Origin of the sequence: Paracoccus sp. UBA889 (assembly GCA_002294185.1) — a bacterium.
Lineage (GTDB): Bacteria > Pseudomonadota > Alphaproteobacteria > Rhodobacterales > Rhodobacteraceae > Paracoccus.
The window spans coordinates 560-23,725 of sequence record DBFD01000061.1 but is presented as its reverse complement, the minus strand read 5'-3'; the positions used below and the strand labels follow the sequence as shown (position 1 = coordinate 23,725).

Sequence of the window (23,166 nt, the reverse complement as noted above, 5' to 3'; positions counted from 1 at the left end):
GCATCGGCTTTGGTGCGGCAGGTGGCGCCATCGGCGTCCACCTGATCCACGATCACCTGGACCCGCTGTCCGATCTTGGCGGCGAGCTTTGCCTCGCTGATGGCCTGCGCCTTCTGCATGAACCGCTCGAACCTGTCCTGCTTGATTTCGGGGGCGACATGATCGGGCAGATCGTTTGCCCGCGCGCCCTTGACGTTCTCGTATTGAAAGCAGCCGACGCGATCCAGTCGCGCCTCGTCCAGCCAGTCCAGCAGGGTCTGGAATTCGGTCTCGGTCTCGCCGGGATAGCCGACGATGAAGGTGGATCGCAGGGTGATCTGGGGGCAGATCGCGCGCCAGGCCGCGACCTCGTCCAGCGTCTTCGCCGCCGCCGCCGGCCGGGCCATGCGGCGCAGCACGTCAGGATGCGCGTGCTGGAAGGGAATGTCCAGATAGGGCAGCACCCGTCCTTCGGCCATCAGCGGGATCAGGTCGCGCACATGCGGATAGGGATAGACATAATGCAGCCGCACCCATGCCCCCAGCGAGCCAAGGTCGCGGGCCAGATCGGTGATATGGGCGCGGTGGCCGCGTTCCTCGGCATGGCGGCGGTCAAGGCCGTAGGCGCTGGTGTCCTGGCTGATGACCAGAAGCTCGCGGACCCCGGCCTCGACCAGCCTTTCGGCCTCGCGGATCACCGCATGGGCCGGGCGGCTGACCAGGCGGCCGCGCATGTCGGGGATGATGCAGAACTTGCACTTATGGTTACAGCCCTCTGAGATCTTGAGATAACTGTAATGGCGCGGCGTCAGGCTGACGCCGCTGGCGGGCAGCAGGTCGATGAACGGATCGGGCGCGGGCGGGACCGCGTCATGGACCGCATCCAGGACCTGTTCGTATTGATGCGGTCCGGTCACGGCCAGGACGCGGGGATGCGCGCCGGTGATATAGTCGGGCTCCGCCCCCAGGCAGCCGGTGACGATCACCCGGCCGTTTTCGGCCAGCGCCTCGCCGATCGCATCCAGCGATTCCGCCTTGGCGCTGTCCAGAAAGCCGCAGGTGTTGACGACCACCGCATCCGCGCCCGCGTAATCCGCGCTGATCGCGTAACCCTCGGCGCGCAGGCGCGTCAGGATGCGTTCGCTGTCCACCAGCGCCTTGGGGCAACCCAGGCTGACCATGCCGATGGTCGGCTGACCGTCGCGCCGCTGTTCGGGGATGCGGGCGCGGGCAAGGTCGGGGCGAAGATCGGGCGGGTTCTGCTGCATGGGCCGCAGATAAGCGATTCCGCCCGGTCAGGGAAGGGCCGCGCACAAGACCTGACGATTGCGTGACAGGAGCGACTGACGGCTTTCGCGCCGGCTTGCTTCCGCCGATACTGTTGCCATGACCACGACCATGGCCCGGCTGATGCTTGCCCTTGTCCTTGTCGCGCCGCCGCCGGCCGGCCCCCGGCTGCCGGCGCCCGAGCGCGGTCGATGAAGGCGGCCCGGATCGCGCTGCTGGTCGCGCTGGCCCTGGCGCCGCTGCCGGCGGCGGCCGAGATGCGCGTGACCGATGGCTATCTGGATATCTGGAACGACAAGGGCGGCAATGTCCTGCAGATGGTCCGGCGGCGGGCCGAACTGGCGCGGTCAAGCCGTCCGATCCGCATCCGGGGCGTTTGCGATTCGGCCTGCACGATTCTGACTACGCTGCCCAATGCCTGTCTGGGCCCGAAACTGACGATCGGCTTTCACGCGCCGCGCATCCCCGGCACCACGATCATCCCGCCGCTGGTCGATCAGATCATGGGTGAATATTACCGCAACGGGATCCGCCGGGAATGGTTCGGCGGCTGGAACCGGTCCTTGTCGATCAACCGGATCAGCGCGCGCGAATACGTCCGCCTCGATCCGCAGGCGAAGATCTGCAAAAGGTCGAAACGGCCGGGCCGCAAGAAATGAACCCGCATCCCGCCCGTCGCGGCACGGAGTTGCGGGCCGCGGGCCCGATTACGACGTCACCTGCTTGCGATCCGAGCAGGTGGCTTTCCGCGCCGGCGCGATCGGTTGGGGCCGGGTTTCGCCCTGGGCGTCGCCGGTCTGCGGCGTGGCCTGTGTCTGCGGCGCGGGGATCACGGGAACGGGTGTCGGCGTCTCTTGCGCGACAGCAGGCAGGGCCAGCAGCGCGGCAATGGCGGCGGAAACGGTCAGACGGGGCATGGCGGTTCCTGTCCAGTTGGGATGTATCCGGACAGAATGCGGCCGAATCACCCATTTTCCAAAGGAAACCCGCCGGCATCGGCGGCAGATCGCATGTCCGACCCCACCGAAACGTGACTGTTCCCGCATCCGACGGCCTTCTATCCCTGTCCGGGTGCGACATCCGATGACGACCCGAAAGGAACGCCCATGCCGACCCGCCGCCATTTGCTGACCGCCTGTGCCGCGCTCGGTGCCGCCGCGCTGCCGGCCTTCGCGCAGGACCGGCCCAACCCGATGCCCGAGGAACTGCGCAAGGCGCTGGAACGCTCGCCCAATGCTCCGGTTCTGGGCAATCCGCAGGGCGATGTCACGCTGACCGAGTTCTTCGACTACAATTGTCCCTTCTGCCGGAAGATGGTCGGCACGGTGCAGAGGCTGATCCTGTCCGATCCGCAGCTTCGCGTCGTCTATCGCGAATGGCCGGTCTTCGGGCCCGGCAGCGAATTTGCGGCCCGCGCCTCGCTGGCCTCGCTGAGCCAGGGAAAATACTGGCAGTTCCATGAGGCGCTGATGAAATTGAAGGTGCGCGCGGCCGAACCGACGGTGATGCGCGTCGCCCGTGAGGTCGGACTGGATGAGGCGCAATTGCGCCGCGAGATGGACGCCAAGCGTGTCAGTGACCACATCGCCCTGTCCTTCCAGCTTGCCGATCATATGGGCCTGATGGGGACGCCCGCCTTCGTCGCCGGAGACGAGGCCGTCTTCGGCGCGATGAGCCTGAAGGAAATGCGTGATATGGTCGCCCGAGCCCGCAAGACGCTGGGCACCTCGGCGGGCTGAAGGGATCTTCGACGGCGCTTTCGGTTCGGTGGCCGCATCCCGGGGCCGGGCGGGGCCGTCGGTTCAGCGCACCTTTTCCATCAGGACCGAACGCCGCGAACAATCGCGCCGCGCATCGGGCGCGCAGTCGCGTGGCTGAAGATCGCGGGTCAGGCAGATGCGGACCTCCTGCAGGGCCTCGGACCGGCAGGTGACGGTGATGCCGTCGCGGGTCAGCGCCGGATTGGCCTCGATGAAGGCATCCTCGATGACCGAGGGCGGCAGCGTGATGTCGCGGGACAGGCCGTCGAACACACCGGGGATGCGCGCGCGCGTCGCCGCCTCGCGGGTGGCCGCGAAGTAGCCGGCCGCCGACAGCCCCGAACAGCGGCCATGTTTCTTCCACTGATACCAGGCCAGTCCGCCCGAGCCCATCAGATCCGCCATCGCCTGACTGTCCCGCCGCGACGGGTCGCGATCGTCCGAGGCGCAATCCTGCGGCCAGCCGCGTTCATATTGCGGCCAGAGCCCATGGACGATGAAATCGGTCTTGCCGCCGGCGTCGCATTGCCCGGCATCGCGGGAATCCCCCGTCGCACGGCACCAGGAGGGCGACCAGCCAAGCGACAGGACGTAATAATCGAACCGGCCGGCGCGGTCCTGGGCGGCGGCCGGCACTGCAAGGCTTGCCCAAAGCATCGCGGCAAGAAGGGCGGACAGGCGTTTCATGGTCCAAGTCTAGCCCGCCAAATGCCGCCGCGCACCGAGATTCGTGCGATTCCCCTTTTCCCGTGCCGACGAAATCGCTATATCCACCCGCAATTCCCCCCGAAAACGAGGAATGGCACCCGCCGAAAGCCGTTTTCCCGGCTGATGAAGGCCATCCTCGGGGCCGAGATGCGAAGGAGAAAGACATGAACAAGCCGCTGATGGCCAAGGCTACCGCCGTCTGGCTGGTTGACAACACCACGCTGAGTTTCAAGCAGATCGGCGATTTCTGCGGTCTGCACGAGTTGGAAGTGCAGGGCATCGCCGATGGCGACGTGGCTGCCGGCGTGAAGGGCTATGATCCGGTGGCCTCGCACCAGCTTGAGCCGGCCGAGATCAAGAAGGGCGAGGCCGATCCCGCCTATTCGCTGAAACTGAAATACAATCCTGCCGCCGAGGGCGAGGAAAAGCGTCGCGGGCCGCGCTACACGCCGCTGTCCAAGCGTCAGGACCGCCCCGCCGCGATCCTGTGGCTGGTGAAATTTCATCCCGAACTGGCCGATTCCCAGGTCGCCAAGCTGGTCGGCACGACCAAGCCCACGATCAACTCGATCCGCGACCGGACGCATTGGAACATCTCCAACATCCAGCCGATCGACCCGGTCGCGCTGGGCCTGTGCCGCCAGACCGAACTGGATGCCGCTGTCCAGAAGGCGGCCAAGAAACGCGCCGCCGACGGCGAGGTGATGACCGATGACGAACGGCGCAAGCTGGTCAGCACCGAAACCTCGCTGGCGATGAGCGGGGAGGAACCGCGCCTGCCCACCGCCATCGCCGGGCTGGAGAATTTCTCGCTGTCCAGGGACGAGGACGAAGAGGAAAAGCCGCAGCGCGAGGTGGATGCGGACAGTTTCTTCAACCTGCCCGACAGCGGCGACGATGAGGATGAGGACGACCGCTAGGCCGACCGTCTGCACAAGGGAAAGCCGGCGCGGAGAAACCCGCGCCGGCGTTTTCATGGTCCGTGACCGTGGCCGTCAGGTCTTGCTGCGGACCAGCCTGCCCAGCCATATCAGGATGCAGGCACCGATGACCGCGACCACAAGCTGTCCGATGACGCCGCCGGCTGTGCCGCCCAGCAGCGCGCGGAACAGCCAGTTCCCGACCAGCGCGCCCAGAATGCCCAGGATGATGTTCACGACCAGGCTGTGATCGCTTTTCATGATCTTTTCCGCGATCCAGCCTGCAATCGCGCCGAGAATGATGGACAGAATCCAGCCGAAACCTTCCATGACGAGCCTTCCCTGATTGATGCCAAGGCACCGCTTCCGCGGCGCCGTTCGCCGACAAAATGCGCGGCGGAAGCCAATCGTTCCGCCACGCCGCAAATCCGCCGTCAGATCGACAGGCAGATATATTTCATCTCCAGATAATCATCGATGCCGTGGTGGCTGCCCTCGCGGCCCAGGCCCGACTGCTTGACGCCGCCGAAGGGCGCCACTTCGGTCGAGATGATCCCGGTGTTCACGCCGACGATGCCGTATTCCAGCGCCTCCTGAACCCGGGTGATCCGGCCCACGTCGCGGGCATAGAAATAGGACGCCAGTCCGAAGATGGTCGCGTTGGCCTTGTCCACGACCTCGTCTTCGGTCTCGAACAGGAACAGCGGCGCCAGCGGGCCGAAGGTTTCCTCGGTCGCGACCTTCATGCCATCGTTGACGCCGGTCACCACGGTCGGCTGGAAGAACAGGCCGTCGATCCGCTTGCCGCCGGTCACGACATCGCCGCCGCCATCCAGCACGTCCTTGATATGTTCTTCGACCTTCTCCACCGCGTCCTCGTTGATCAGCGGCCCGGTGGTGGTGCCGTCTTCCAGCCCGTCGCCGACGCGCAGCTTGTCCACGGCGGCGGCCAGCTTCTTGGCGAATGCGTCATAGACACCCGCCTGCACATAGATCCGGTTGGCGCAAACGCAGGTCTGGCCGTTATTGCGGAATTTCGACGCCATCGCGCCCTCGACCGCGGCGTCCAGATCGGCATCGTCAAAGACGATGAAGGGCGCGTTGCCGCCCAGTTCCATGCTGCATTTCATCACCTGATCGGCGGCCTGGCGCAGCAGGATGCGGCCGACCTCGGTCGAGCCGGTGAAGGTCAGCTTGCGGACCTTGGGGTTCTCGCAGAATTCCTTGCCGACCTCCGATGACCGCGACGAGGTGACGACCGACAGGATGCCCTTGGGCAGGCCCGCGCGCTCGCCCAACACCGCCATCGCCAGCGCGGAAAGCGGCGTCTCGGCGGCGGGACGGGCGACGAAGCCACAGCCGACCGCCAGCGCCGGTCCCGCCTTGCGCGCGATCATCGCATTGGGGAAATTCCACGGCGTGATGCTGCCCACGACGCCGACCGGCTGGCGGATCACGGTCAGGCGCTTGTCGGGCTGGTGGCCCGGGATGGTCTCGCCATAGACGCGCTTGGCCTCTTCGCCGAACCATTCGATGAAGCTGGCGCCATAGGCGATCTCTCCCTTGGCCTCGGCCAGGGGCTTGCCCATCTCGGCGGTCAGGATGCGGCCCAGGTCGTCCTGGTTTTCCATCATCAGGTCGAACCACTTGCGCATCACCTGCGCGCGTTCCTTGGCGGTCTTCGCGGCCCAGCCCTTCATCGCCTGGGCGGCGGCGTCGATGGCGCGGGCAACCTCGGACCGGGTCAGATCGGCGACCTTCGCGATCACGTCGCCGCGGGCGGGATTGACCACATCGAAGGTGGCACCGTCATCGGCATCGACCCATTCGCCGGCAACGAAGGCGCGCGTTTCCAGCAGCGACGGGTCGCGCAGCAGGGTTTTCAGATCGGTGGAATGCTTGGTCATCGGCTTCGGCCTCCTTGGCGATTTGGCGATAGATGATCACGCTGCCCCAGCCTTGTCAAAGTGGGCGGGTTCCCGCCGCGGCGGCAATAAAAAGTGATGTCCTGTTGATGGCGGCGCAGGAACGTCCTTGCGGCGGGCGGGGTTGGATCGCCAATGATCCGCAAGCCCGGATCGGCAAACAAGGAGAAGAACGATGCGCAAGCTGTTCATGACCACCACCGCCGCCGCGATCGCACTGGCGGGCGCGGCCCAGGCCCAGACCATGGCCACGGCCGGCACCGATCTGAACGTTCGTTCGGGTCCCGGCGTGCAGAACGAGGTGATCGGCTCGATCAAGTCGGGCGCCGAAGTCACCGTAAGCGGCTGTATCGAAAGCGCCAATTGGTGCGAGGTCGTCGCCGGCGATCTCAGCGGCTGGTCCTATGGCGATTACCTGACCGTCAAGGCCGGCGACAAGATCGAGCCGCTGTATCCCAACCGCCAGCAGATCGGCGTCACGGTGATCGAGGCCCCGGCGGCGGACAAGGCCGGCGCCGGCCAGAACGCCGCCGTGGGCGGCGTGACGGGGGCGGCGATGGGTGCCCTGGTCGCGGGACCGATCGGCGCGGTCGCGGGCGCGGCGCTTGGCGGAACCTCGGGCGCTGCCGCGACCGAGGAACCTGACGCGCAAGTTACGACCTACGTGACCCAGAACACCGTCGATCCGGTCTATCTGGAGGGCGAGGTCGTGCCCGGTGCCGGCATTCCCGAAGACGTGACCCTGTATGATATCCCGGAATATCCGGCTTATCGCTATGCCCAGATCAATGGACAGACGGTTCTGGTGAACCCGAACGACCGCCAGATCGTTTACATCTATCGCTGAGTTTTTCCCTCTTGGCGATCTCTGGGGGCGGTGCGCTTGTCGCACCGCCCTTTCTCATGCGCCGAAACGCACCGACCAGCAGGGTTGCAGATCGCCTGGCGCGGGTTCGGCCGCGTGGATTGCGCGCGCCACCGCACGGGCCAGGGTGCAGGACGCGGCATGGCCCAGCCCGAAGACCTGCGCCACCGGGTCCGCGACCCGCCGCGCCCCGGTCGAGACGGCGAAGACCAAATCGCCATCCATCGGCGTATGACTGGGAACCAGCGCGCGGGCCAGCCCGTCATGCGCGGCGATGGCCAGCCGTTGCAGCGCCGCCTTGTCCAGGGCGGCATCGGTGGCGACGATGGCGAGGGTCGTGGCCTCGCCCTGACGTTTCATCGGCTGCGGCTCTTGCGCGGCCGGGAAGCTGCGCGGCAGGCCGCCGCGCCCGAATTCACCCTCCAGTTCCCACGGCGCGGCCCAGAAATGCGGGCCTTCGCCGATGGTCGCCGAGCCTATCGCATTGACCACGACCAGCGCCCCCATGGTCAGGCCGTTCTCCAGCACCGCCGAGGCCGAGCCCAGCCCGCCCTTCAGCCGTCCCGTCATCGCCCCTGTTCCCGCGCCCGCGCTGCCGATGCCGAAATCGGGCGCGGCGGCCTGCCAGGCGGCACGGCCGAGCGCGGGATAGGGATTTTCGGTCCAGTCCTTGTCGCCGCCATTCAGCAGATCGAAGACGATTGCACCCGGCACGATGGGCACCCGTGCCGCGCCGACCGCAAAGCCGCGCCCCGCGGCGCGCAGCGCCTGCATCACCCCGTCGCAGGCGGCCAGCCCGAAGGCCGAGCCGCCCGACAGGACCAGCGCATCCACCGCGGTGACCAGCTTGTCGGGCGCCAGAAGATCGGTCTCGCGGCTGCCCGGCGCGCCGCCCATGACCTGCACCGCCGCGGTGAAGGGCGCATCGCCCGTCAGCACCGTGACCCCGGATTTCAGCCGCGCCTCGGCCGCGTTCCCGACCCGCAGACCGGCCACGTCCGAAATCAGGTTTCGCGGGCCGGACCTCATCGCGCGCCGCGTGCCGCATCGCGGATCTGGCTCAGCGTCGCACCCGTCGTCAGCGCCTCGGGATCCAGCCGCAGCTCGATCACCGCCAGCGTGCCGGCATCGCGGGCGCGGGCGAAGGCATCGGCGAATTCCCCGTCTTCGCGCACGATCTCGCCATGGCCGCCATAGGCGCGGGCAAGGGCCGCGAAATCGGGGCTGAACAGCGCCGTGCCCGAGACGCGGCCGGGATAGTGACGCTCCTGATGCATCCGGATGGTGCCGTATTGGCCGTTATTGGCGACGATCACGATGATAGGGGCTCCGTACTGCGCCGCCGTCGAAAGCTCGGTCACCGTCATTTGCAGGCAGCCGTCGCCGGCAAGGCAGATCGCCAGCCGATCGGGGTGGGCCAGCTTGGCCGCGATCGCGGCGGGCAGTCCATAGCCCATGCTGCCCGAGGTCGGCGCAAGCTGGGTTCCGTATCGTTTCCAGCGGAAATACCGGTGCAGGAAGGCGGCGTAATTGCCCGCGCCATTGGTCAGGATCGCGTCTTCGGGCAGATGCCGGGAGAGCCAGCCAACGACATGTTCCATCTTCACCGCGCCGGGCGTCTCATGGGGGCGCTGCCATGCCTCGTAGCGCGCGCGCAGATCGGCGCGCCAATCGGCCCAGTCCCGGTCCGGGGCGGGCAGGGCGGCCAGCGCCGCGACGACCTCGCGCGGATCGGCGACCAGCCCGGGATCGGGTTGCCACAGGCGGCCCATCTCGTTCTCGTCGGGATGGACATGAATCACCCGCGCCCGCGGTCTGACCGGATCCATCAGCCTGTATCCCGCCGTCAGCGTGTCGCCCAGACGCGCGCCCAGCGACAGGATCACGTCGGTCTCGTCCAGGGCCCGCCCCAGTTCGGGGTTCATGCCCACGCCCAGATCGCCCACGTAATGCGGCAACCGGTTGTCGATCCGGTCCTGCCGCCGGAAGGGCACCGCGACCGGCAGATCCCAGTTGCGGGCCAGACGCGCCAGATCATCGGCCGCCTGCTGCGACCATTGCGAGCCGCCGGCGACGACCAGCGGCCGCCGCGCCCCGGCCAGCGCATCGGCCAGGGCCGCGACGGCGTGCGGCGCCACATCGGGCAGCGGCCGCGCGGCGGCCGGCAGGTCGGGGATGTCGGCGCGATCCGACAGCATGTCCTCGGGCAGCGCCAGGACCACCGGGCCGGGGCGTCCCGACATGGCCACCGCAAAGGCGCGGCGGACGTATTCCGCGATCCGATTGGTGGCGTCGATCTGCGCCACCCATTTCGCCAGCGGGCCGAACATGGCGCGGAAATCCACCTCCTGAAAGGCATCGCGGTCGGTATCGCCGCGCGCGATCTGGCCCACGAACAGGATCATTGGCGTCGAATCCTGGCGCGCGACATGCACACCCGCGCTGGCATTGGTGGCGCCCGGCCCCCGCGTCACGAAGGCCACGCCGGGCCGGCCGCTCAGCTTGCCGGCCGCCTCGGCCATCATCGCGGCGCCGCCCTCGTGCCGGCAGACGATATTTTGGATGCCGCTGTCATGCAGCCCGTCAAGGGCCGCCAGGAAGCTTTCGCCGGGAACCGAAAAGACCCGCTCGACCCGATTGGCCTTCAGCGCCTGAACCAGTATCGTCCCGCCATGCCGCATCGCCGTTCCTCCATCCGCCATCACGCCCTAGCGCGAAGACGCGGCCAAAGGCAATCGGCCAGGAAGGCCGCAGCGATCTTTACAGCCGCGCGCGCCGCGCCTATCTAGCGCGGTCATGGCCAAGGAACCCGAGAACAAAAATTACAAGGTGATCGCCGAGAACCGGCGGGCGCGTTTCGATTACTTCATCGAAAGCGATCTGGAGGCGGGCATCGTGCTGACCGGGTCCGAGGTCAAGTCCCTGCGCACCGGCCAGTCCAATATTGCCGAAAGCTATGCCAGCATCGAGGATGGCGAATTGTGGCTGATCAACGGCCATATCGCGGCCCTGTCCAATGCCGGCGTCTTCGGCCACGAGGAGCGCCGCAAGCGAAAGCTGCTGGTCAGCCGGCGCGAATTGTCGCGGCTGTGGCAGTCCGTGGGGCGCGAGGGGATGACCCTGGTGCCGCTGGTGATGTATTTCAACCATCGCGGCCTGGTGAAGCTGAAGATCGGCGTCGCCAAGGGCAAGAAGATCGCCGACAAGCGCGAAACCAGCGCCAAACGCGACTGGAACCGGCAGAAACAGCGGCTTCTGAAGCAGGGCTAGAAGAAAGCCACGTTGCAGCCAGCGGCTTCGGCCTGTAAATCGGACCGCGTGCCTTGATGCGGGGGAAGAGGATGCAGGACGATCCGAAGACGCTGGTCTCGACCGAATGGCTGGCCGCGCATCTGAACGACCCCGACCTGCGGGTGATCGACGCAAGCTGGCACATGCCCGCCAGCGGCCGCGACGGACGGGCCGAATACGAGGCCGCCCATATCCCCAATGCGCGGTTCTTCGACATCGACGCGATCTCGGACAAGCGCAGCACATTGCCCCACACCGCCCCCCCGGTCGAGATGTTCATCAGCCGGATGCGCGCGATGGGCGTGGGCGACGGCCATCAGGTGGTGGTCTACGACAATTCCGATGTGCGCAGCGCCTTTCGCGTCTGGTGGAATTTCCGCCTGATGGGCAAGATCGACGTGGCGGTGCTGGATGGCGGCTTCGGCAAGTGGCAGGCCGAGGGCCGCCCGGTCGAGGACATGGCCCCGATCCTGCGCGACCGCCACATCACCGTGCAGCGCCAGGCCGGTCTGATCCGCGACGTGACGCAGGTGGCGGCGGCCAGCAAGCTGGCCGATCACCAGATCATCGACGCCCGCGCGCCCGAGCGGTTTCGCGGCGAGGTGGACGAGCCGCGCCCCGGCCTGCGCGCGGGCCACATCCCCGGCTCGCGCAATCTGCCTTTCGCACGCCTGTTCAATGCCGACGGCACGATGAAGGACGAGGCCGCGATCCGGGCCGAATTCGAAACCGCCGGGGTCGATCTGTCGCAGCCCGCCATCACCACCTGCGGCAGCGGCGTGACCGCCGCGATCCTCAGCCTGGCGCTGGAACGGATCGGCCACCGCAACCACTCGCTCTATGACGGAAGCTGGACCGAATGGGGCAGCTTTCCCGACCTGCCAATCGCAACCGGAGACGCCTGACAATGCTGTCCAACCTGAAACCGCAAGCCCCCGACAAGATCCTGATGCTGGTCGAGGAATTCAAGGCCGATACCCGTCAGGGCAAGATCGACCTTGGCGTCGGCGTCTACAAGGATCCGCAGGGCGTGACGCCGGTGATGCGGGCCGTCAAGCAGGCCGAACAGCGCATCTGGGAGAACCAGACCACCAAGGCCTATACCGGCCTTGCGGGCACCCCGGAATATCGCGAGGCGATGGCCGGGATGGTGCTGGGAGAGGTGCCGGCCGAACGTCTGGCCTCCGTGGCGACGGTGGGCGGAACCGGCGCGATCCGGCAAGGCTTGGAACTGGCCCGGCTGGCGAACCCGGATCTGACCGTCTACGTTTCGGATCCGACCTGGCCGAACCACCTGTCGATCCTGAAATTCATGGGCCTGCCCTTCGTCGAATACCGCTATTTCGACAACGACAGCCGGGGCGTCGATTTCGAGGCGATGAAGGCCGATATCGCCAGGGCGGGCCGCGGCGACATCGTTCTGCTGCACGGTTGCTGCCACAATCCGACCGGTGCGAACCTGACGCCGGAACAATGGCAGGAGGTCGTCTCGATCCTTGAACAATCCGGCGCGGTGCCGCTGATCGACCTGGCCTATCAGGGCTTCGGCGACGGTCTGGAAGCCGATGCCGAAGCGACGCGGCTGGTCGCGCGCAGCCTGCCCGAAGTGCTGATCGCCGCCTCGTGCAGCAAGAATTTCGGCATCTACCGCGAGCGGACCGGCATTCTGATGGCGCTGGCCGAGGGCCGTGAGGCGCGCGACCTGACGCAGGGCAGCATGGCCTATCTGAACCGTCAGAACTATTCCTTCCCGCCCGATCATGGGGCGCGCATCGTCAGCACGATCCTTGCGGATGCCGCTCTGCGGGCCGACTGGCAGGCGGAACTGGAGGAGGTCCGCAACACGATGCTGGGGCTGCGCAGTCAACTGGCCTCCGAGCTGCGCGAATTGTCGGGCAGCGACCGGTTCGATTTCATCGCCGATCACCGCGGCATGTTCTCGCGCCTCGGTGCCACGCCCGATCAGGTGCAGTCCCTGAAAAGCGAGTCCGCGATCTACATGGTCGGCGATTCGCGGCTGAACATCGCCGGGCTGAACGGACACACCGTCCCGATCCTGGCCCGCGCCATCATCGAGGCGGGGATCTGAGGGAACGCGCCCTGGCGGTGATCCGGCGGGGCGCGAAGCCCTTGCATCCCGCGCCCAAGGGGCGCCGTTCGTCCGCCGCGGCCCCCTTCTGTCATGCGGTCATCGGGTTGGGGGGGCGCAGGGCTGTCGAACTTCCCCGGCGCGGTGAAGAAGCTGTCAAGCCACGGCAGCCGCGTCAGGCGATCCGCGCCCATGCCTGGGTTATACCATGGCCTTGAGATCCGTCAGTGTCGGCAACGGTGTTTCTGTCGTCTCATAAGCATTTGTTTCGACGACATCGGTGCTCATGTTTTCCCAGGTCTGGGTGCAATAATTCTGGTATCCGGTGTAATCATTGCTGAGTTTGTAATATGACATCACGATCGTGCCCTGATAGATCGTCGTTTTGACGCCCGGCGCTGTCTGTGCGGTGATTTCGGTGCTTTCCAGCTTGGAAAACGCCTGTGAAAAACCGATCTCGCCGCTTATCTGCACCTTCGCGCTGACATTGATCAGGAAGCTTATGCCTGCGCTCACCTCTACCGAGACGCCGAATTTCTGGCTGAAGCCAATGGTCGAGCCGGAGCTGACCGAATAGGTGATCTGCTGGGGGGCACTGGTATTGTTGGCGTTGCTGATGACGACCCGCGCGGTCTGGAGACGCTGGACATAGCACCAGTTGTTGCCCGCTGCATCGGTCCCGATGAGAACCGCACCTTCCGGCGCGGGCGGGGTCTCAAATCCGGGATAAAGCTTTCCGCCCACGATTGACAATCCGTTGTCACCGATGATGTCCATGTCCGTTCCATTCCTCGAAAATTGCATTGGTAAAGGGTCAAGTTCTCCCCGGGCGGGAAGATTATGATTCTTGGCACACGCCAATCTTGCCAACCAGGGTCATACCGGTCCGCGCGGTGTTGCAGGTCATCTTCGTCAGCCTGATCGCGAGGTTGCGAAACGTTCAGATCGGTCGGAAACAGAGCAAGACGGTTTCCAAACGCCGAAGGCTCCCCGTGACAGCGGATTGTCTGGATAACGGCCAGCCTTCGACGAGATCGGAATCGCCGATGACGAGAGCCCCGTAGTAAACAAAAAACAGTCTTATAGTAAACAAAAATTATATAAAGCGTCTCATGGAAAGCTTCCGCAGTCAATATCGGGAATTCTGAACCGGGGTGAATACCAGATTTCTGCCCTGGAAAGGTTCGCAAAGTGTTTCTGGGGTGGCCATATTCGCCCTGATCCGGCAGGGGCGTCGGGCGCGTTACCCCTTTCCCCGCCCTATCCGCGGTTCGCTGCCATTCATCAGCCGCGCGATATTCGCCTTGTGGCGGATGAAGATCAGCACCGCCATGAAGGCGCAGACGGCGGCCAGGTCGCCGCGCCCGGTTGCCCATGCGACGACCGGCGACAAGGCCGCCGCCAGCAGCGCCGAAAGGCTGGAAATGCGCGTGGCCAGTGCCGTTGCCAGCCAGATTGCGCAGGCGATCAGCCCCAGCGGCCAGTGCAGCGCGATCAGGGTGCCGAGAAAGGTGGCGACGCCCTTGCCGCCCCTGAATCCCAGCCAGACCGGGAAGCAATGACCCAGAAAGGCCGCGCCGCCGGCCAGCATCGCCGCGTTTTCGCCGCCGACTTCACGCGCCAGAAGCACCGCGATCGCGCCCTTGCCGGAATCCAGCAGCAGCGTCGCCAGCGCCGCCGGCCTGTTGCCGGTGCGCAGCACGTTGGTCGCCCCGATATTGCCCGACCCGATCTGGCGCAGGTCGCCCAGGCCCATCGCCCGCGAGATCACCAGTCCGAACGGGATCGAGCCCAGAAGATAGCCGAAGATCGCCGACAGGATCAGCATCATGACGCACCCCCGAAGACGCGGTTGCCGCCAATCCAGGTGCCGGACACGCGGCCTTCCATCCGGGCGCCGTCGAAGGGCGTGTTCTTCGATTTCGACAGCAGGGCGAAACGGTCCAGAACGAAGGGCGCGTCGGGATCGAACAGGACCAGATCGGCCGGGGCGCCGGGCGTCAGCCGCCCGGCTTCCAGCCCCAGCCGCTTGGCGGGATTGAGCGACATCGCGCGCCAAAGCTGCGGCAGCGACAATCCGCCCTGATGATAAAGCCGCATCGCGGCGGGCAGCAGTGTCTGCAGTCCGACCGCGCCGGGGGCCGCCGCCTCGAAGGGCAGGCGCTTGGATTCCTCGTCCTGCGGGGTGTGAAAGCTGGCGATCACGTCGATCACCCCTTCGGCCACGGCCTGAACCATCGCTTCGCGGTCATCCTCGGAGCGCAGCGGCGGGGTGAAGCGGAAGAAGGTGCGATAATCGCCGACATCGAATTCGTTCAGCGTCAGGTGGTGGATGGAAATGCCCGCGGTCACGTCCAGCCCCGCCGCCCGCGCGCGCCGCAGGGCGGGCAGGGCGGCGGCAAGCGTGACCTGATCGGCGTGCCAGCGGCAGCCGGTCATGGCGACCAGCGCCAGATCGCGATCCAGCCCCATCACCTCGGCCATGGGCGAGACGGCGGGAATGCCGTAAAGCGAGGCGAACTTGCCGCTGGTCGCGGCCGCGCCCTTCGACAGCCCGGCATCCTGCGGATGGCCCACGATCAGCGCCCCGGTGCCGCGGGCATAGGCCATGCAGCGCGACAGCAGCTTGCTGTCGCTGACCACGCGCACGCCATCGGTAAAGGCCGCCGCGCCCAGATCGCTCAGAAACCCGATCTCGACCATTTCGCGGCCTGCGCGCTGCTTGGTCAGCGCGGCCATGTGGCGGATGTTGACCTTCGCATCGGCGGCGCGGCGGGTCACGAATTCCAGCGATTCGGGCGTGTCGATGGGCGGCGCGGTATCGGGCCGCGCGATGATCGTGGTCACGCCCCCGGCAGCGGCGGCAAGGCCCGCGCTGCGGAAGCTTTCCTTGTGCCGTTCGCCCGGCTCGCCGATCTTGACGCCCCAGTCGATCAGGCCGGGTGCCAGGACCCTTCCGCCGCAATCGACGATCTCCGCCCCTTCGGGCGCGGCCTCGTCCGGCGCGCCGCGGCCCCCGATCCGGCCATCGCCGACCAGCAGCGATCCGGGCCCGTCCGTCCCGGCCTCGGGGTCGATCAGGCGGGCATTGCTGAACAGGATCGCGGTCACACCATCACCCCCGCTGCCGCCGCGCCCCGTTCGGCGCGCAGGTTCCGCGCCAGCAGATCCAGCGCCGCCATCCGCACCGCCACGCCCATCTCGACCTGGTCCTGGATGACCGAGCGGTTGATGTCGTCGGCGATGGTGCCGTCGATCTCGACGCCCCGGTTCATCGGGCCGGGATGCATGACGATGGCGTCGGGCGCGGCCAGTGCCAGCTTTTCGGCATCCAGGCCCCAGCGGTGGTAATATTCGCGTTCGGACGGAATGAAGCCGCCATCCATCCGTTCGCGCTGCAACCGCAGCATCATCACCACATCGGCGCCGCGCAGCCCCTCGCGCATGTCCTCGAAGACCTCGACGCCCATCTCGCCCACGCCCGCGGGCATCAGCGTCGCCGGCCCGATCAGGCGGATGCGGTTTTCCATCTTGCCCAGCAGGATCAGGTTGGATCGTGCCACGCGGCTGTGGGCGATGTCGCCGCAGATGGCCACGCTCAGGCGGTGCAGCCGGCCCTTGGCGCGGCGGATCGTCAGCGCGTCCAGCAGCGCCTGCGTGGGATGTTCGTGGCGCCCGTCGCCCGCGTTGATGACCGCGCAATTGACCTTTTCGGCCAGCAGGTTGACCGCGCCCGATTGCGGATGACGCACGACCAGCAGGTCGGGCTGCATCGCGTTCAGCGTCAGCGCCGTGTCGATCAGCGTTTCGCCCTTCTTCACCGAGCTGGTCTGCATCGACATGTTCATCACGTCCGCGCCCAGCCGCATTCCGGCCAGTTCGAAGCTGGACTGGGTGCGGGTCGAATTCTCGAAGAACATGTTGATCTGGGTCATTCCGGCCAGCGCGTCGGAATGCTTGATCGTGCGCCGGTTCAGGCCGGCATAATCCTGCGCCAGATCCAGAAGCGTCACGATCTCGGGCGGGGAAAGATGGTCGATGCCCAGAAGGTGGCGGGCGCGGAAGGACATGGGCGACCTCTCTGGCGACGGATCGCGCCTTCTATCGCAGATGGAACCACAGGCGGCAAGGCGCGCGACGGTCCGGGTCGCTGCGCGTCAGACGATGTTGGCGGCCCTCTCGATCAGCGCGACGCCCTCGGGGATCCGGGTCTCGTCGATCGAGCCATAGCCCAGCCGGAACAGCGGGCAGGGCTGCGGCGGGGTTTCGAAAAAGACCGCCCCCGGCTCGATCAGCACGCTGTCGGCGACCAGCCGGTCAGCCAGATCCGCGCTGTCGCATCCCGCCGGACCGCTGAGCCAGATGCTGGACCCGCCCGAGGCCGCCGCGCCCTCGATCCGCAGGGTGGATGCCGCCAGTGCCTGTTCCAGCACCGCGCGACGGCGCTTCATCGCCTGGCGCAACCGGACGATATGGGCGTCGTAATGTCCAAGCGCGAGAAAATAGGCGGTGATGCGTTGCAGGTGGCTGGGCGGATGGCGCAGCATGATCGAGCGCAGCGCGCGGGCCTGCGCGATCAGCGCGGCGGGACCGACCATGTAGCCGATCCGCAAGCCCGGAAACAGCGATTTCGAGAAACTGCCCAGATAGATCACGCGGCCCTCGTCATCCAGCGATTTCAGCGCCGGGGCAGGCGGGGCCAGATAAGACATCTCGAAGTCGTAGTCGTCCTCGATGATCAGGAAATCCCGTTGCCCGGCCCTCGCGATCAACTCGCGACGCCGCGACAGGGGCATGGTTGCGCCGGTCGGAATGTGGTGGCTGGGCGTGGCGATGACCAGCCGGGTATTGCCGGGCAGATCGCCGGGCCGCAATCCCCTGTCGTCAACGGGCAGGAAGGTCGTGGGGCTTTGCGCCCGGCGCAGGGTTTCGGCGAAATCCGGGTAGCCGGGTTCTTCGGTCACGGCCAGACGGTCGGCGCGGGCCAGCAGTTCCACCGCCAGAAACAGCGCGTTCTGCGCCCCCAACGTCACCAGAACCTCGTCCGGCCCCGCGGTGATCCCCCGCCGGGGCAGGGTATTGGACCGGATGTAATCGACCAGCAGCGGATCGTCGGCGCCATAGCGGTCGGCGGCCAGTTCCGCGAAATCGCGGGTGCCAAGCGCGCGGCGCGCGCAATCGCGCCAGGCGTTGTGATCGAACAGGGCCGGGTCGGCCTGACCGTAGATGAAGGGATAGCGGAAATCGCGCCAGTTCGCGGGTTTCCGGATCATCCGGCGCGGCAGGTGGTGGTCGGAAAGCCAGTGTCCCCAATCGGGCGGTTCTTCGGTCCGTCTGGCACCTTGCGCGCGAAGGCGCCTGTGCGGCACGGTTGCGGCGACGGCGATGCCCGATCTCGGGATCGTCTCCAGATAGCCCTGGCTGACAAGATCCTGATAGACCAGCGTGACCGTCATCCGCGACAGGCCAAGCGCCCCGGCCAGGCTGCGGCTGGAGGGCAGGCGTGTTCCGGGCCGGGCCCGGCTTTCCAGCACCGCGCGCACGATGGCCGCGGCAAGCTGGCCCTGCCGCGTCGGCGCGTCGCTGTCGCGCAGAAAGATGACCTCGGGCGCAATCCGGCTGTGCATCTGGACCTAGAGACGGTTCCATCTGGACATATCCTTGCGGCAACCGGCCTGCAACATTATGCCGCACCAAACACGCCGCGACCAACGCGGCCCCAGCAACAGGGATCAACCGATGAGCTACATGACCCGTTTTCTGACCGGCACCGCGCTGACGCTGGCACTTGCCGTTCCCGCCGCGGCCAAGGAATACCGCATCGCCGTGGGCGATGGCGCCGGCGGATCGCAGGAGGCGCTTGGCAAGGCGTTCGTCGCCGCGCTGGAAGAACAGACCGGCGGCGAGATGACCGGCAAGCTGTTCCTGAACGGCCAGCTTGGCGACGAACAGGACACCGTGACCGCCGCCGCCACCGGAACGCTGGATTTCTCGATCCTCGCCATCAACAACATCACGCCGTTCTCGCCCTCGGTCGGCACGCTGACGCTGCCCTATGTCATTCTCAGCCAGGACGACGCCGAAAAGATCACGCAGGGCGAGGTCGGCCAGCAGATGATCGACCAGACGATCGAGGATGCCGGCGTGCGCATCATCGGCTGGGGCTATTCCGGCTTTCGCGTGCTCAGCAATTCCAAGCGGCCGGTTTCGACGGTCGCGGATCTGCAGGGGCTGGTGATCCGCGTCCCGAAGAACGAGATCATGATCGAGACCTACAAGAGCTGGGGCCTCAATCCGACGCCGATGGCCTGGGGCGAAACCTTCGCCGCGCTTCAGCAGAAGGTCGTGGACGGGCAGGACAACCCCTATCTGACGATCTACGCGATGAAGTTCGACGAGGTCCAGAAATACATCACCGACCTGCGCTACCTGTTCTCGATCGAGCCGCTGATCGTCAGCGAGGCCCTGTTCGAAAGCCTGTCGGAGGATCAGCAGCAGCAGGTTCTTGCCGCCGGCAAGGCCGCGACGCAGGCATCGTCCGAATTTCTGCGCAGCGAGGAATCCAAGATCCGCGACGAGTTGGTCAGCCGCGGCATGGAGATCACCCAGCCGGCCGACGACGAGAAGGAGTTCCGCGATCTTGCGACTGCCGCGGTCTGGCCGCAATTCTATGACCAGATCGGCGGCAAGGAGGTTCTGGACAACGTCCTGACCTCGCTGGGCCGCGAACCCGCGCCCCAGTGATGCGCCACCGCGCGCGGGCTCTGGCCCGCGCGCCTCGTTCCCGTCCCCGTCCGCGTCCCGGCGCGCCCGTCAGCCAAAGGCACCGCCATGCCAGCACTCTGGTCCTTTCTCGACAAGTTCGAAAGCCATGTCTGCCGCATCCTGCTGGCCGTCTTCGTGACGCTGCTTTTCGCGCAGATCGTCGCCCGGCAATTGTTCGGCTTCTCGATCACCTGGATCGAGGAATTGTCGGTGATCCTGTTCGTCTGGTTCGCCTATTTCGGCGCGTCCTACGCCGCCCGGATGGCCGCGCATAACCGCGTGGGCTTTCACCTGAACGCATTGGGCCGCGAGAAGGCGCGCATCGTCGAGGCGATCGGCGATCTGTTCTGGATCGCCTTCAACCTGGTCTTCATCTGGCAGTCGATCGAATTCATCAGCCGCCTGAAACCCTTCGTGAAGGCCCAGACCCTGGGATGGGAGATGCGCTATGTCTATCTGGCCCTGCCCATCGCCTTCACCCTGATGACGCTGCGCATCCTCCAGGTGAACTACCTCAAGCTGGTGCGCGGCATCGACCCCGCCGATCCCGACAAGGTCAGCGTCGAGGCGGCGCTGGAACTGGCCGAGGACGAGAAGCGCGCCTATGACAAGGGTCACCGCTGATGGACAGCTATCTGGTCGAAATCCTCTTCGGCGCCTTCTTCGGGCTGCTGATCCTTGGCGCGCCGATCACCGTGGCGCTTGGCGTCTCGTCGCTGGCGGCGATGCTGTATCTGGGCGACAATCCGATCAAGATGGTGCAGATGGCCTGGTCCGCGGTCGGATCCTTTCCGCTGATGGCCCTGCCCGCCTTCATCCTCGCCGGCGCGCTGATGGAGGCTGCGGGCCTGTCGCGGCGCCTGATCAACGTGGCCGAAAGCCTGGCCGGTCCGTTCACCGGCGGATTGTCCGCCGCCACCGTGATGGCCTGCCTGTTCTTCGGCGCGATCTCGGGCTCGGGGCCGGCGACGACCGCGGCCGTCGGGATGCTGATGATCCCGGCTATGGTGCGGCAGGGCTATGGCGCGGGCTACGCGGCTTCGGTCACGGCCGCGGCGGGCGGGCTTGGCATCATCATCCCGCCCTCGATCCCGATGGTCATCTACGGCATCTCGGCCATGGGCATGCAGCCGCCCTCCGCGGCGATCGAAACCTATGGCGCGTTCCAGTCGGTCTCGATCTCGAAGCTGTTCATCGCGGGTTTCCTGCCGGGTGTCGTCATGGCCGGCGGCCTGCTGGTGATGAACTACATCCGCTGCCGGATGCGCGGCTTCCACGGCTCGGCCGAGCCGCTTTCGGTCGGCAAGATCCTGTCGGCCTGCTATCACGGCTTCTGGGCGCTGCTGGCCCCGGTGGTGATCCTGGGCGGCATCTATTCCGGCTTCTTCACCCCGACCGAGGCCGCCATCGTGGCGATCTTCTACACCTTGTTCGTCGGCGCCGCGATCTATCGCGAACTGGATCTGCGCGAGGTCATCAAGTCGCTGGACACGACGACATGGCTGGCCGGGCGCGTGTTGCTGGTCCTGTTCACCGCCACCATCTTCGGCCGGATCCTGGTCGAAAACGACGTTCCCGCCGTCATCGCGGGCGGGATCCTGTCCCTGACCACGAACCTCTACCTGATCTGGGCCATGGTGATCGGTCTCTTGCTGGTCATCGGCATGTTCATGGAAACGCTGGCCGCGATCATGATCCTGGTCCCGGTGATGCTGCCGGTCGCCTACATGATGGGGATCGATCCGATCCATTTCGGCATCGTCATGATCGCCACCCTGTCAGTGGGTTTCCAGACGCCGCCGCTGGGCGAGAACCTGTTCATCGCCTCGGGCATATCCGGGGTCTCGATCGAAAGGATCAGCCTGCGGGCCATTCCCTTCGCGCTCGCCTCTGTCACCGCAATCTTCATCATCGCCATCTTCCCCGGAATCGCCCTGTGGCTGCCCCGGATGATGGGCTACTGACGCAAGGAACACGCCTATGACAACGACCACTCGCGCCCTGACCGCCGACGACCTGAAGGCCACCTTCGACGCCTTCAACCGCCACGACATCGACGGCGTGATGACGCATTTCGCCGATGATTGCGTGTTCTTCACCGTCGCGGGCGAACATGAATACGGCAACAGGATCGAAGGCAAGGATGCCATCGCCAGGGCCTTCGAGGGGGTCTGGACCGCGATGCCTGACGTGCAATGGGCCGATCACAGCCATTTCCTGTCCGAGGACGGCACCCGCGGCGTCAGCCAGTGGACCTTCCGTGCCACCAACCCCGACGGCACCCGGACCGAGGTTCAGGGCGCCGACCTGTTCCGCATCGAGGGCGGCCGGATCGTCGAGAAACAGGCGATCCGCAAGCAGCGCCCGGCAATCCCCGCGAAGTGAGCCGTGTCATGCAGATGATCGCCAGACGTGCGGGATCGGTGCCCTTCGATCCCTTCTACGACCCGATGACGGCCCGCGGGCTGGGACCGGGCAGCGATTACGCGCCGACCTACTGGATCGACACGGCGGGCCCGGCGCCCGAGGATGACGGCCCGGTCACGGCGGACATGGACGTGGACGTCGCGGTGATCGGCTCGGGCTATACGGGCCTGTCCTGCGCCATCCACCTGGCCCGGATGCACGGCATCAAGGCCACCGTGCTGGAGGCGAACGGCGTTGCCTATGGCTGTTCCACCCGCAATGGCGGGCAGGCGCAGATCAGTTCGGGCCGGTTGAAGCGCAGCCAGTGGATCAAACGCTGGGGCCTTGATACCGCGCAGGGCCTGCATGCCGAGGTCACCGAAGCGTTTGACCTGTTCCGCGGCCTGATCCGCGATCACGGCATCGATTGCCAGCCACAGGATGGCGGCCATTACTACATCGCGCATAAGGCATCCGCGATGCCGGCACTGGAAAGCGAAACCCGGCTGCTGAACGACACGTTCGGCTATGGCGCGCGGATGATGGGCCGGGACGAGCTGCATGACACCGTCGTCCGTGACCACGAGGCGCATGGCGCCATGTGGGAACCCGACGGCACCGGCATCCATGCGGCCAAACTGGCCTTCGGCTATCTGCGCGTGGCCCGTGAACTGGGCGCCAGGGTCCATACCGACAGCCCGGTCCAGGGCTGGCTGCTGAAGGATGGCATCCATCACCTGCGCACGCCCGGCGGCACCATCCGCGCGCGTCGCGTCGCGGTGGCAACGGCGGCCTATGCCCCGCGCGGGCTGCATCCGCGGCTGAGGGACCGGCTGATGCCGATCATGTCCAACAGCGTCGTGACCCGCGTTCTGACACCGTCGGAACTGGACGAGGTCGGCATCAGGAAACTGTCGCCGCTGACCGATACCCGGACCCTGCGCCACTATTACCGGCTGCTGCCCGACAACCGGCTGCAAATCGGATCGCGGGCCGCGATCACCGGCCGCGACGCGGCCAATCCGGCGCATCTGAACGCGCTGCGCGAGGGGATGGCGCGGAAATTTCCGGCCCTGCGCGGGATCGATCTGGATTATTCCTGGTGGGGCTGGGTCGATGTCAGCCATGACATGATGCCCCGCATCACCGGCCTGCCGGACCTGCCCGGCGC

Annotated in this window: 24 protein-coding genes; 12 read left to right on the top strand and 12 right to left on the bottom strand. The window is 66.3% G+C overall.

Annotated elements, in window-relative coordinates; translation table 11 throughout:
- Nucleotides 1-1,247: 30S ribosomal protein S12 methylthiotransferase RimO (rimO, locus tag B4L36_RS12245; protein ID WP_292957615.1), on the bottom strand; the 1,247-nt coding region annotated here is incomplete at its 3' end.
- A gap of 210 nt (nt 1,248-1,457) precedes the next feature.
- Here rimO and B4L36_RS12240 point away from each other — a divergent pair.
- Complete coding sequence (locus tag B4L36_RS12240; protein WP_292957612.1) at nt 1,458-1,925, top strand: hypothetical protein; 468 nt, start codon at nt 1,458-1,460, stop codon at nt 1,923-1,925.
- A 48-nt stretch (nt 1,926-1,973) separates the two neighbouring features.
- On the opposite strand, the gene B4L36_RS12235 is transcribed toward B4L36_RS12240, so the two are convergent.
- Nucleotides 1,974-2,183, bottom strand: coding sequence for a hypothetical protein (locus B4L36_RS12235; RefSeq protein WP_292957609.1), 210 nt, complete (start codon nt 2,181-2,183; stop codon nt 1,974-1,976).
- 189 nt (nt 2,184-2,372) lie between these two features.
- On the opposite strand from B4L36_RS12235, the gene B4L36_RS12230 reads away from it, so the two are divergent.
- Complete coding sequence (locus B4L36_RS12230) at nt 2,373-3,005, top strand: DsbA family protein (RefSeq protein WP_292957606.1); 633 nt, start codon at nt 2,373-2,375, stop codon at nt 3,003-3,005.
- A 63-nt stretch (nt 3,006-3,068) separates the two neighbouring features.
- Here the strand turns inward: B4L36_RS12230 and B4L36_RS12225 are convergent, their stop codons facing one another.
- Nucleotides 3,069-3,713: a ribonuclease T2 gene (locus tag B4L36_RS12225; protein ID WP_292957603.1), complete on the bottom strand. Its 645-nt coding sequence runs from the start codon at nt 3,711-3,713 to the stop codon at nt 3,069-3,071.
- A 185-nt stretch (nt 3,714-3,898) separates the two neighbouring features.
- On the opposite strand from B4L36_RS12225, the gene B4L36_RS12220 reads away from it, so the two are divergent.
- Nucleotides 3,899-4,654 carry a DUF1013 domain-containing protein gene (locus B4L36_RS12220; protein WP_292957601.1) on the top strand — a complete coding sequence of 252 codons (756 nt, stop codon included), beginning with the start codon at nt 3,899-3,901 and terminating at the stop codon, nt 4,652-4,654.
- Nucleotides 4,655-4,729: 75 nt separating this feature from the next.
- Here the strand turns inward: B4L36_RS12220 and B4L36_RS12215 are convergent, their stop codons facing one another.
- Nucleotides 4,730-4,984: a GlsB/YeaQ/YmgE family stress response membrane protein gene (locus tag B4L36_RS12215; protein WP_292957598.1), complete on the bottom strand. Its 255-nt coding sequence runs from the start codon at nt 4,982-4,984 to the stop codon at nt 4,730-4,732.
- A gap of 104 nt (nt 4,985-5,088) precedes the next feature.
- Nucleotides 5,089-6,561 carry an NAD-dependent succinate-semialdehyde dehydrogenase gene (locus tag B4L36_RS12210; protein WP_292957595.1) on the bottom strand — a complete coding sequence of 491 codons (1,473 nt, stop codon included), beginning with the start codon at nt 6,559-6,561 and terminating at the stop codon, nt 5,089-5,091.
- Between the two features lie 193 nt (nt 6,562-6,754).
- On the opposite strand from B4L36_RS12210, the gene B4L36_RS12205 reads away from it, so the two are divergent.
- A complete protein-coding gene (locus B4L36_RS12205; protein ID WP_292957592.1) occupies nt 6,755-7,426 on the top strand; it encodes a DUF1236 domain-containing protein in 672 nt (223 codons plus the stop codon).
- Between the two features lie 54 nt (nt 7,427-7,480).
- Here the strand turns inward: B4L36_RS12205 and B4L36_RS12200 are convergent, their stop codons facing one another.
- Both B4L36_RS12200 and B4L36_RS12195 read right to left on the bottom strand, forming a co-directional pair.
- Entirely contained in the window at nt 7,481-8,473 is a 993-nt protein-coding gene (locus tag B4L36_RS12200) for a P1 family peptidase (RefSeq protein ID WP_292957589.1), read from the bottom strand.
- Nucleotides 8,470-10,125, bottom strand: a complete 1,656-nt coding sequence (locus B4L36_RS12195; RefSeq protein WP_292957967.1) for a thiamine pyrophosphate-binding protein — start codon at nt 10,123-10,125, stop codon at nt 8,470-8,472. Before B4L36_RS12195 ends, B4L36_RS12200 begins: the two co-directional genes overlap by 4 nt.
- A gap of 115 nt (nt 10,126-10,240) precedes the next feature.
- Between B4L36_RS12195 and smpB the strand changes: the two genes are divergently transcribed.
- The 3 genes from smpB to B4L36_RS12180 all read left to right on the top strand — a co-directional run bounded on the left by smpB (nt 10,241) and on the right by B4L36_RS12180 (nt 12,824).
- A complete protein-coding gene (smpB, locus tag B4L36_RS12190; protein WP_292957586.1) occupies nt 10,241-10,714 on the top strand; it encodes an SsrA-binding protein SmpB in 474 nt (157 codons plus the stop codon).
- Between the two features lie 71 nt (nt 10,715-10,785).
- The gene (gene sseA, locus B4L36_RS12185) at nt 10,786-11,640 is read left to right on the top strand and encodes a 3-mercaptopyruvate sulfurtransferase (protein WP_292957583.1); all 855 of its coding nucleotides are present in this window, start codon (nt 10,786-10,788) and stop codon (nt 11,638-11,640) included.
- Between the two features lie 2 nt (nt 11,641-11,642).
- The gene (locus tag B4L36_RS12180) at nt 11,643-12,824 is read left to right on the top strand and encodes an aromatic amino acid transaminase (RefSeq protein ID WP_292957580.1); all 1,182 of its coding nucleotides are present in this window, start codon (nt 11,643-11,645) and stop codon (nt 12,822-12,824) included.
- Nucleotides 12,825-13,025: 201 nt separating this feature from the next.
- On the opposite strand, the gene B4L36_RS12175 is transcribed toward B4L36_RS12180, so the two are convergent.
- The 5 genes from B4L36_RS12175 to B4L36_RS12155 all read right to left on the bottom strand — a co-directional run bounded on the left by B4L36_RS12175 (nt 13,026) and on the right by B4L36_RS12155 (nt 18,451).
- The gene (locus B4L36_RS12175) at nt 13,026-13,601 is read right to left on the bottom strand and encodes a hypothetical protein (RefSeq protein WP_292957577.1); all 576 of its coding nucleotides are present in this window, start codon (nt 13,599-13,601) and stop codon (nt 13,026-13,028) included.
- A 466-nt stretch (nt 13,602-14,067) separates the two neighbouring features.
- Nucleotides 14,068-14,655, bottom strand: a complete 588-nt coding sequence (gene plsY / locus B4L36_RS12170) for a glycerol-3-phosphate 1-O-acyltransferase PlsY (RefSeq protein WP_292957574.1) — start codon at nt 14,653-14,655, stop codon at nt 14,068-14,070.
- Complete coding sequence (gene pyrC / locus B4L36_RS12165; RefSeq protein WP_292957572.1) at nt 14,652-15,935, bottom strand: dihydroorotase; 1,284 nt, start codon at nt 15,933-15,935, stop codon at nt 14,652-14,654. Before pyrC ends, plsY begins: the two co-directional genes overlap by 4 nt.
- Nucleotides 15,932-16,894 carry an aspartate carbamoyltransferase catalytic subunit gene (locus B4L36_RS12160; RefSeq protein WP_292957569.1) on the bottom strand — a complete coding sequence of 321 codons (963 nt, stop codon included), beginning with the start codon at nt 16,892-16,894 and terminating at the stop codon, nt 15,932-15,934. Before B4L36_RS12160 ends, pyrC begins: the two co-directional genes overlap by 4 nt.
- Nucleotides 16,895-16,981: 87 nt before the next feature.
- A complete protein-coding gene (locus B4L36_RS12155; protein ID WP_292957566.1) occupies nt 16,982-18,451 on the bottom strand; it encodes a PLP-dependent aminotransferase family protein in 1,470 nt (489 codons plus the stop codon).
- A gap of 112 nt (nt 18,452-18,563) precedes the next feature.
- On the opposite strand from B4L36_RS12155, the gene B4L36_RS12150 reads away from it, so the two are divergent.
- From B4L36_RS12150 to B4L36_RS12130, 5 genes are all read left to right on the top strand, one after another.
- Entirely contained in the window at nt 18,564-19,568 is a 1,005-nt protein-coding gene (locus B4L36_RS12150) for a TRAP transporter substrate-binding protein (RefSeq protein WP_292957563.1), read from the top strand.
- Between the two features lie 87 nt (nt 19,569-19,655).
- Entirely contained in the window at nt 19,656-20,213 is a 558-nt protein-coding gene (locus B4L36_RS12145) for a TRAP transporter small permease (RefSeq protein WP_292957560.1), read from the top strand.
- Complete coding sequence (locus B4L36_RS12140; RefSeq protein ID WP_292957557.1) at nt 20,213-21,553, top strand: TRAP transporter large permease; 1,341 nt, start codon at nt 20,213-20,215, stop codon at nt 21,551-21,553. Before B4L36_RS12145 ends, B4L36_RS12140 begins: the two co-directional genes overlap by 1 nt.
- Before the next feature lie 16 nt (nt 21,554-21,569).
- Entirely contained in the window at nt 21,570-21,974 is a 405-nt protein-coding gene (locus tag B4L36_RS12135; RefSeq protein WP_292957554.1) for a nuclear transport factor 2 family protein, read from the top strand.
- An 8-nt stretch (nt 21,975-21,982) separates the two neighbouring features.
- On the top strand, nt 21,983-23,166 hold a 1,184-nt coding region (locus B4L36_RS12130), incomplete at its 3' end, for an NAD(P)/FAD-dependent oxidoreductase (protein ID WP_292957551.1).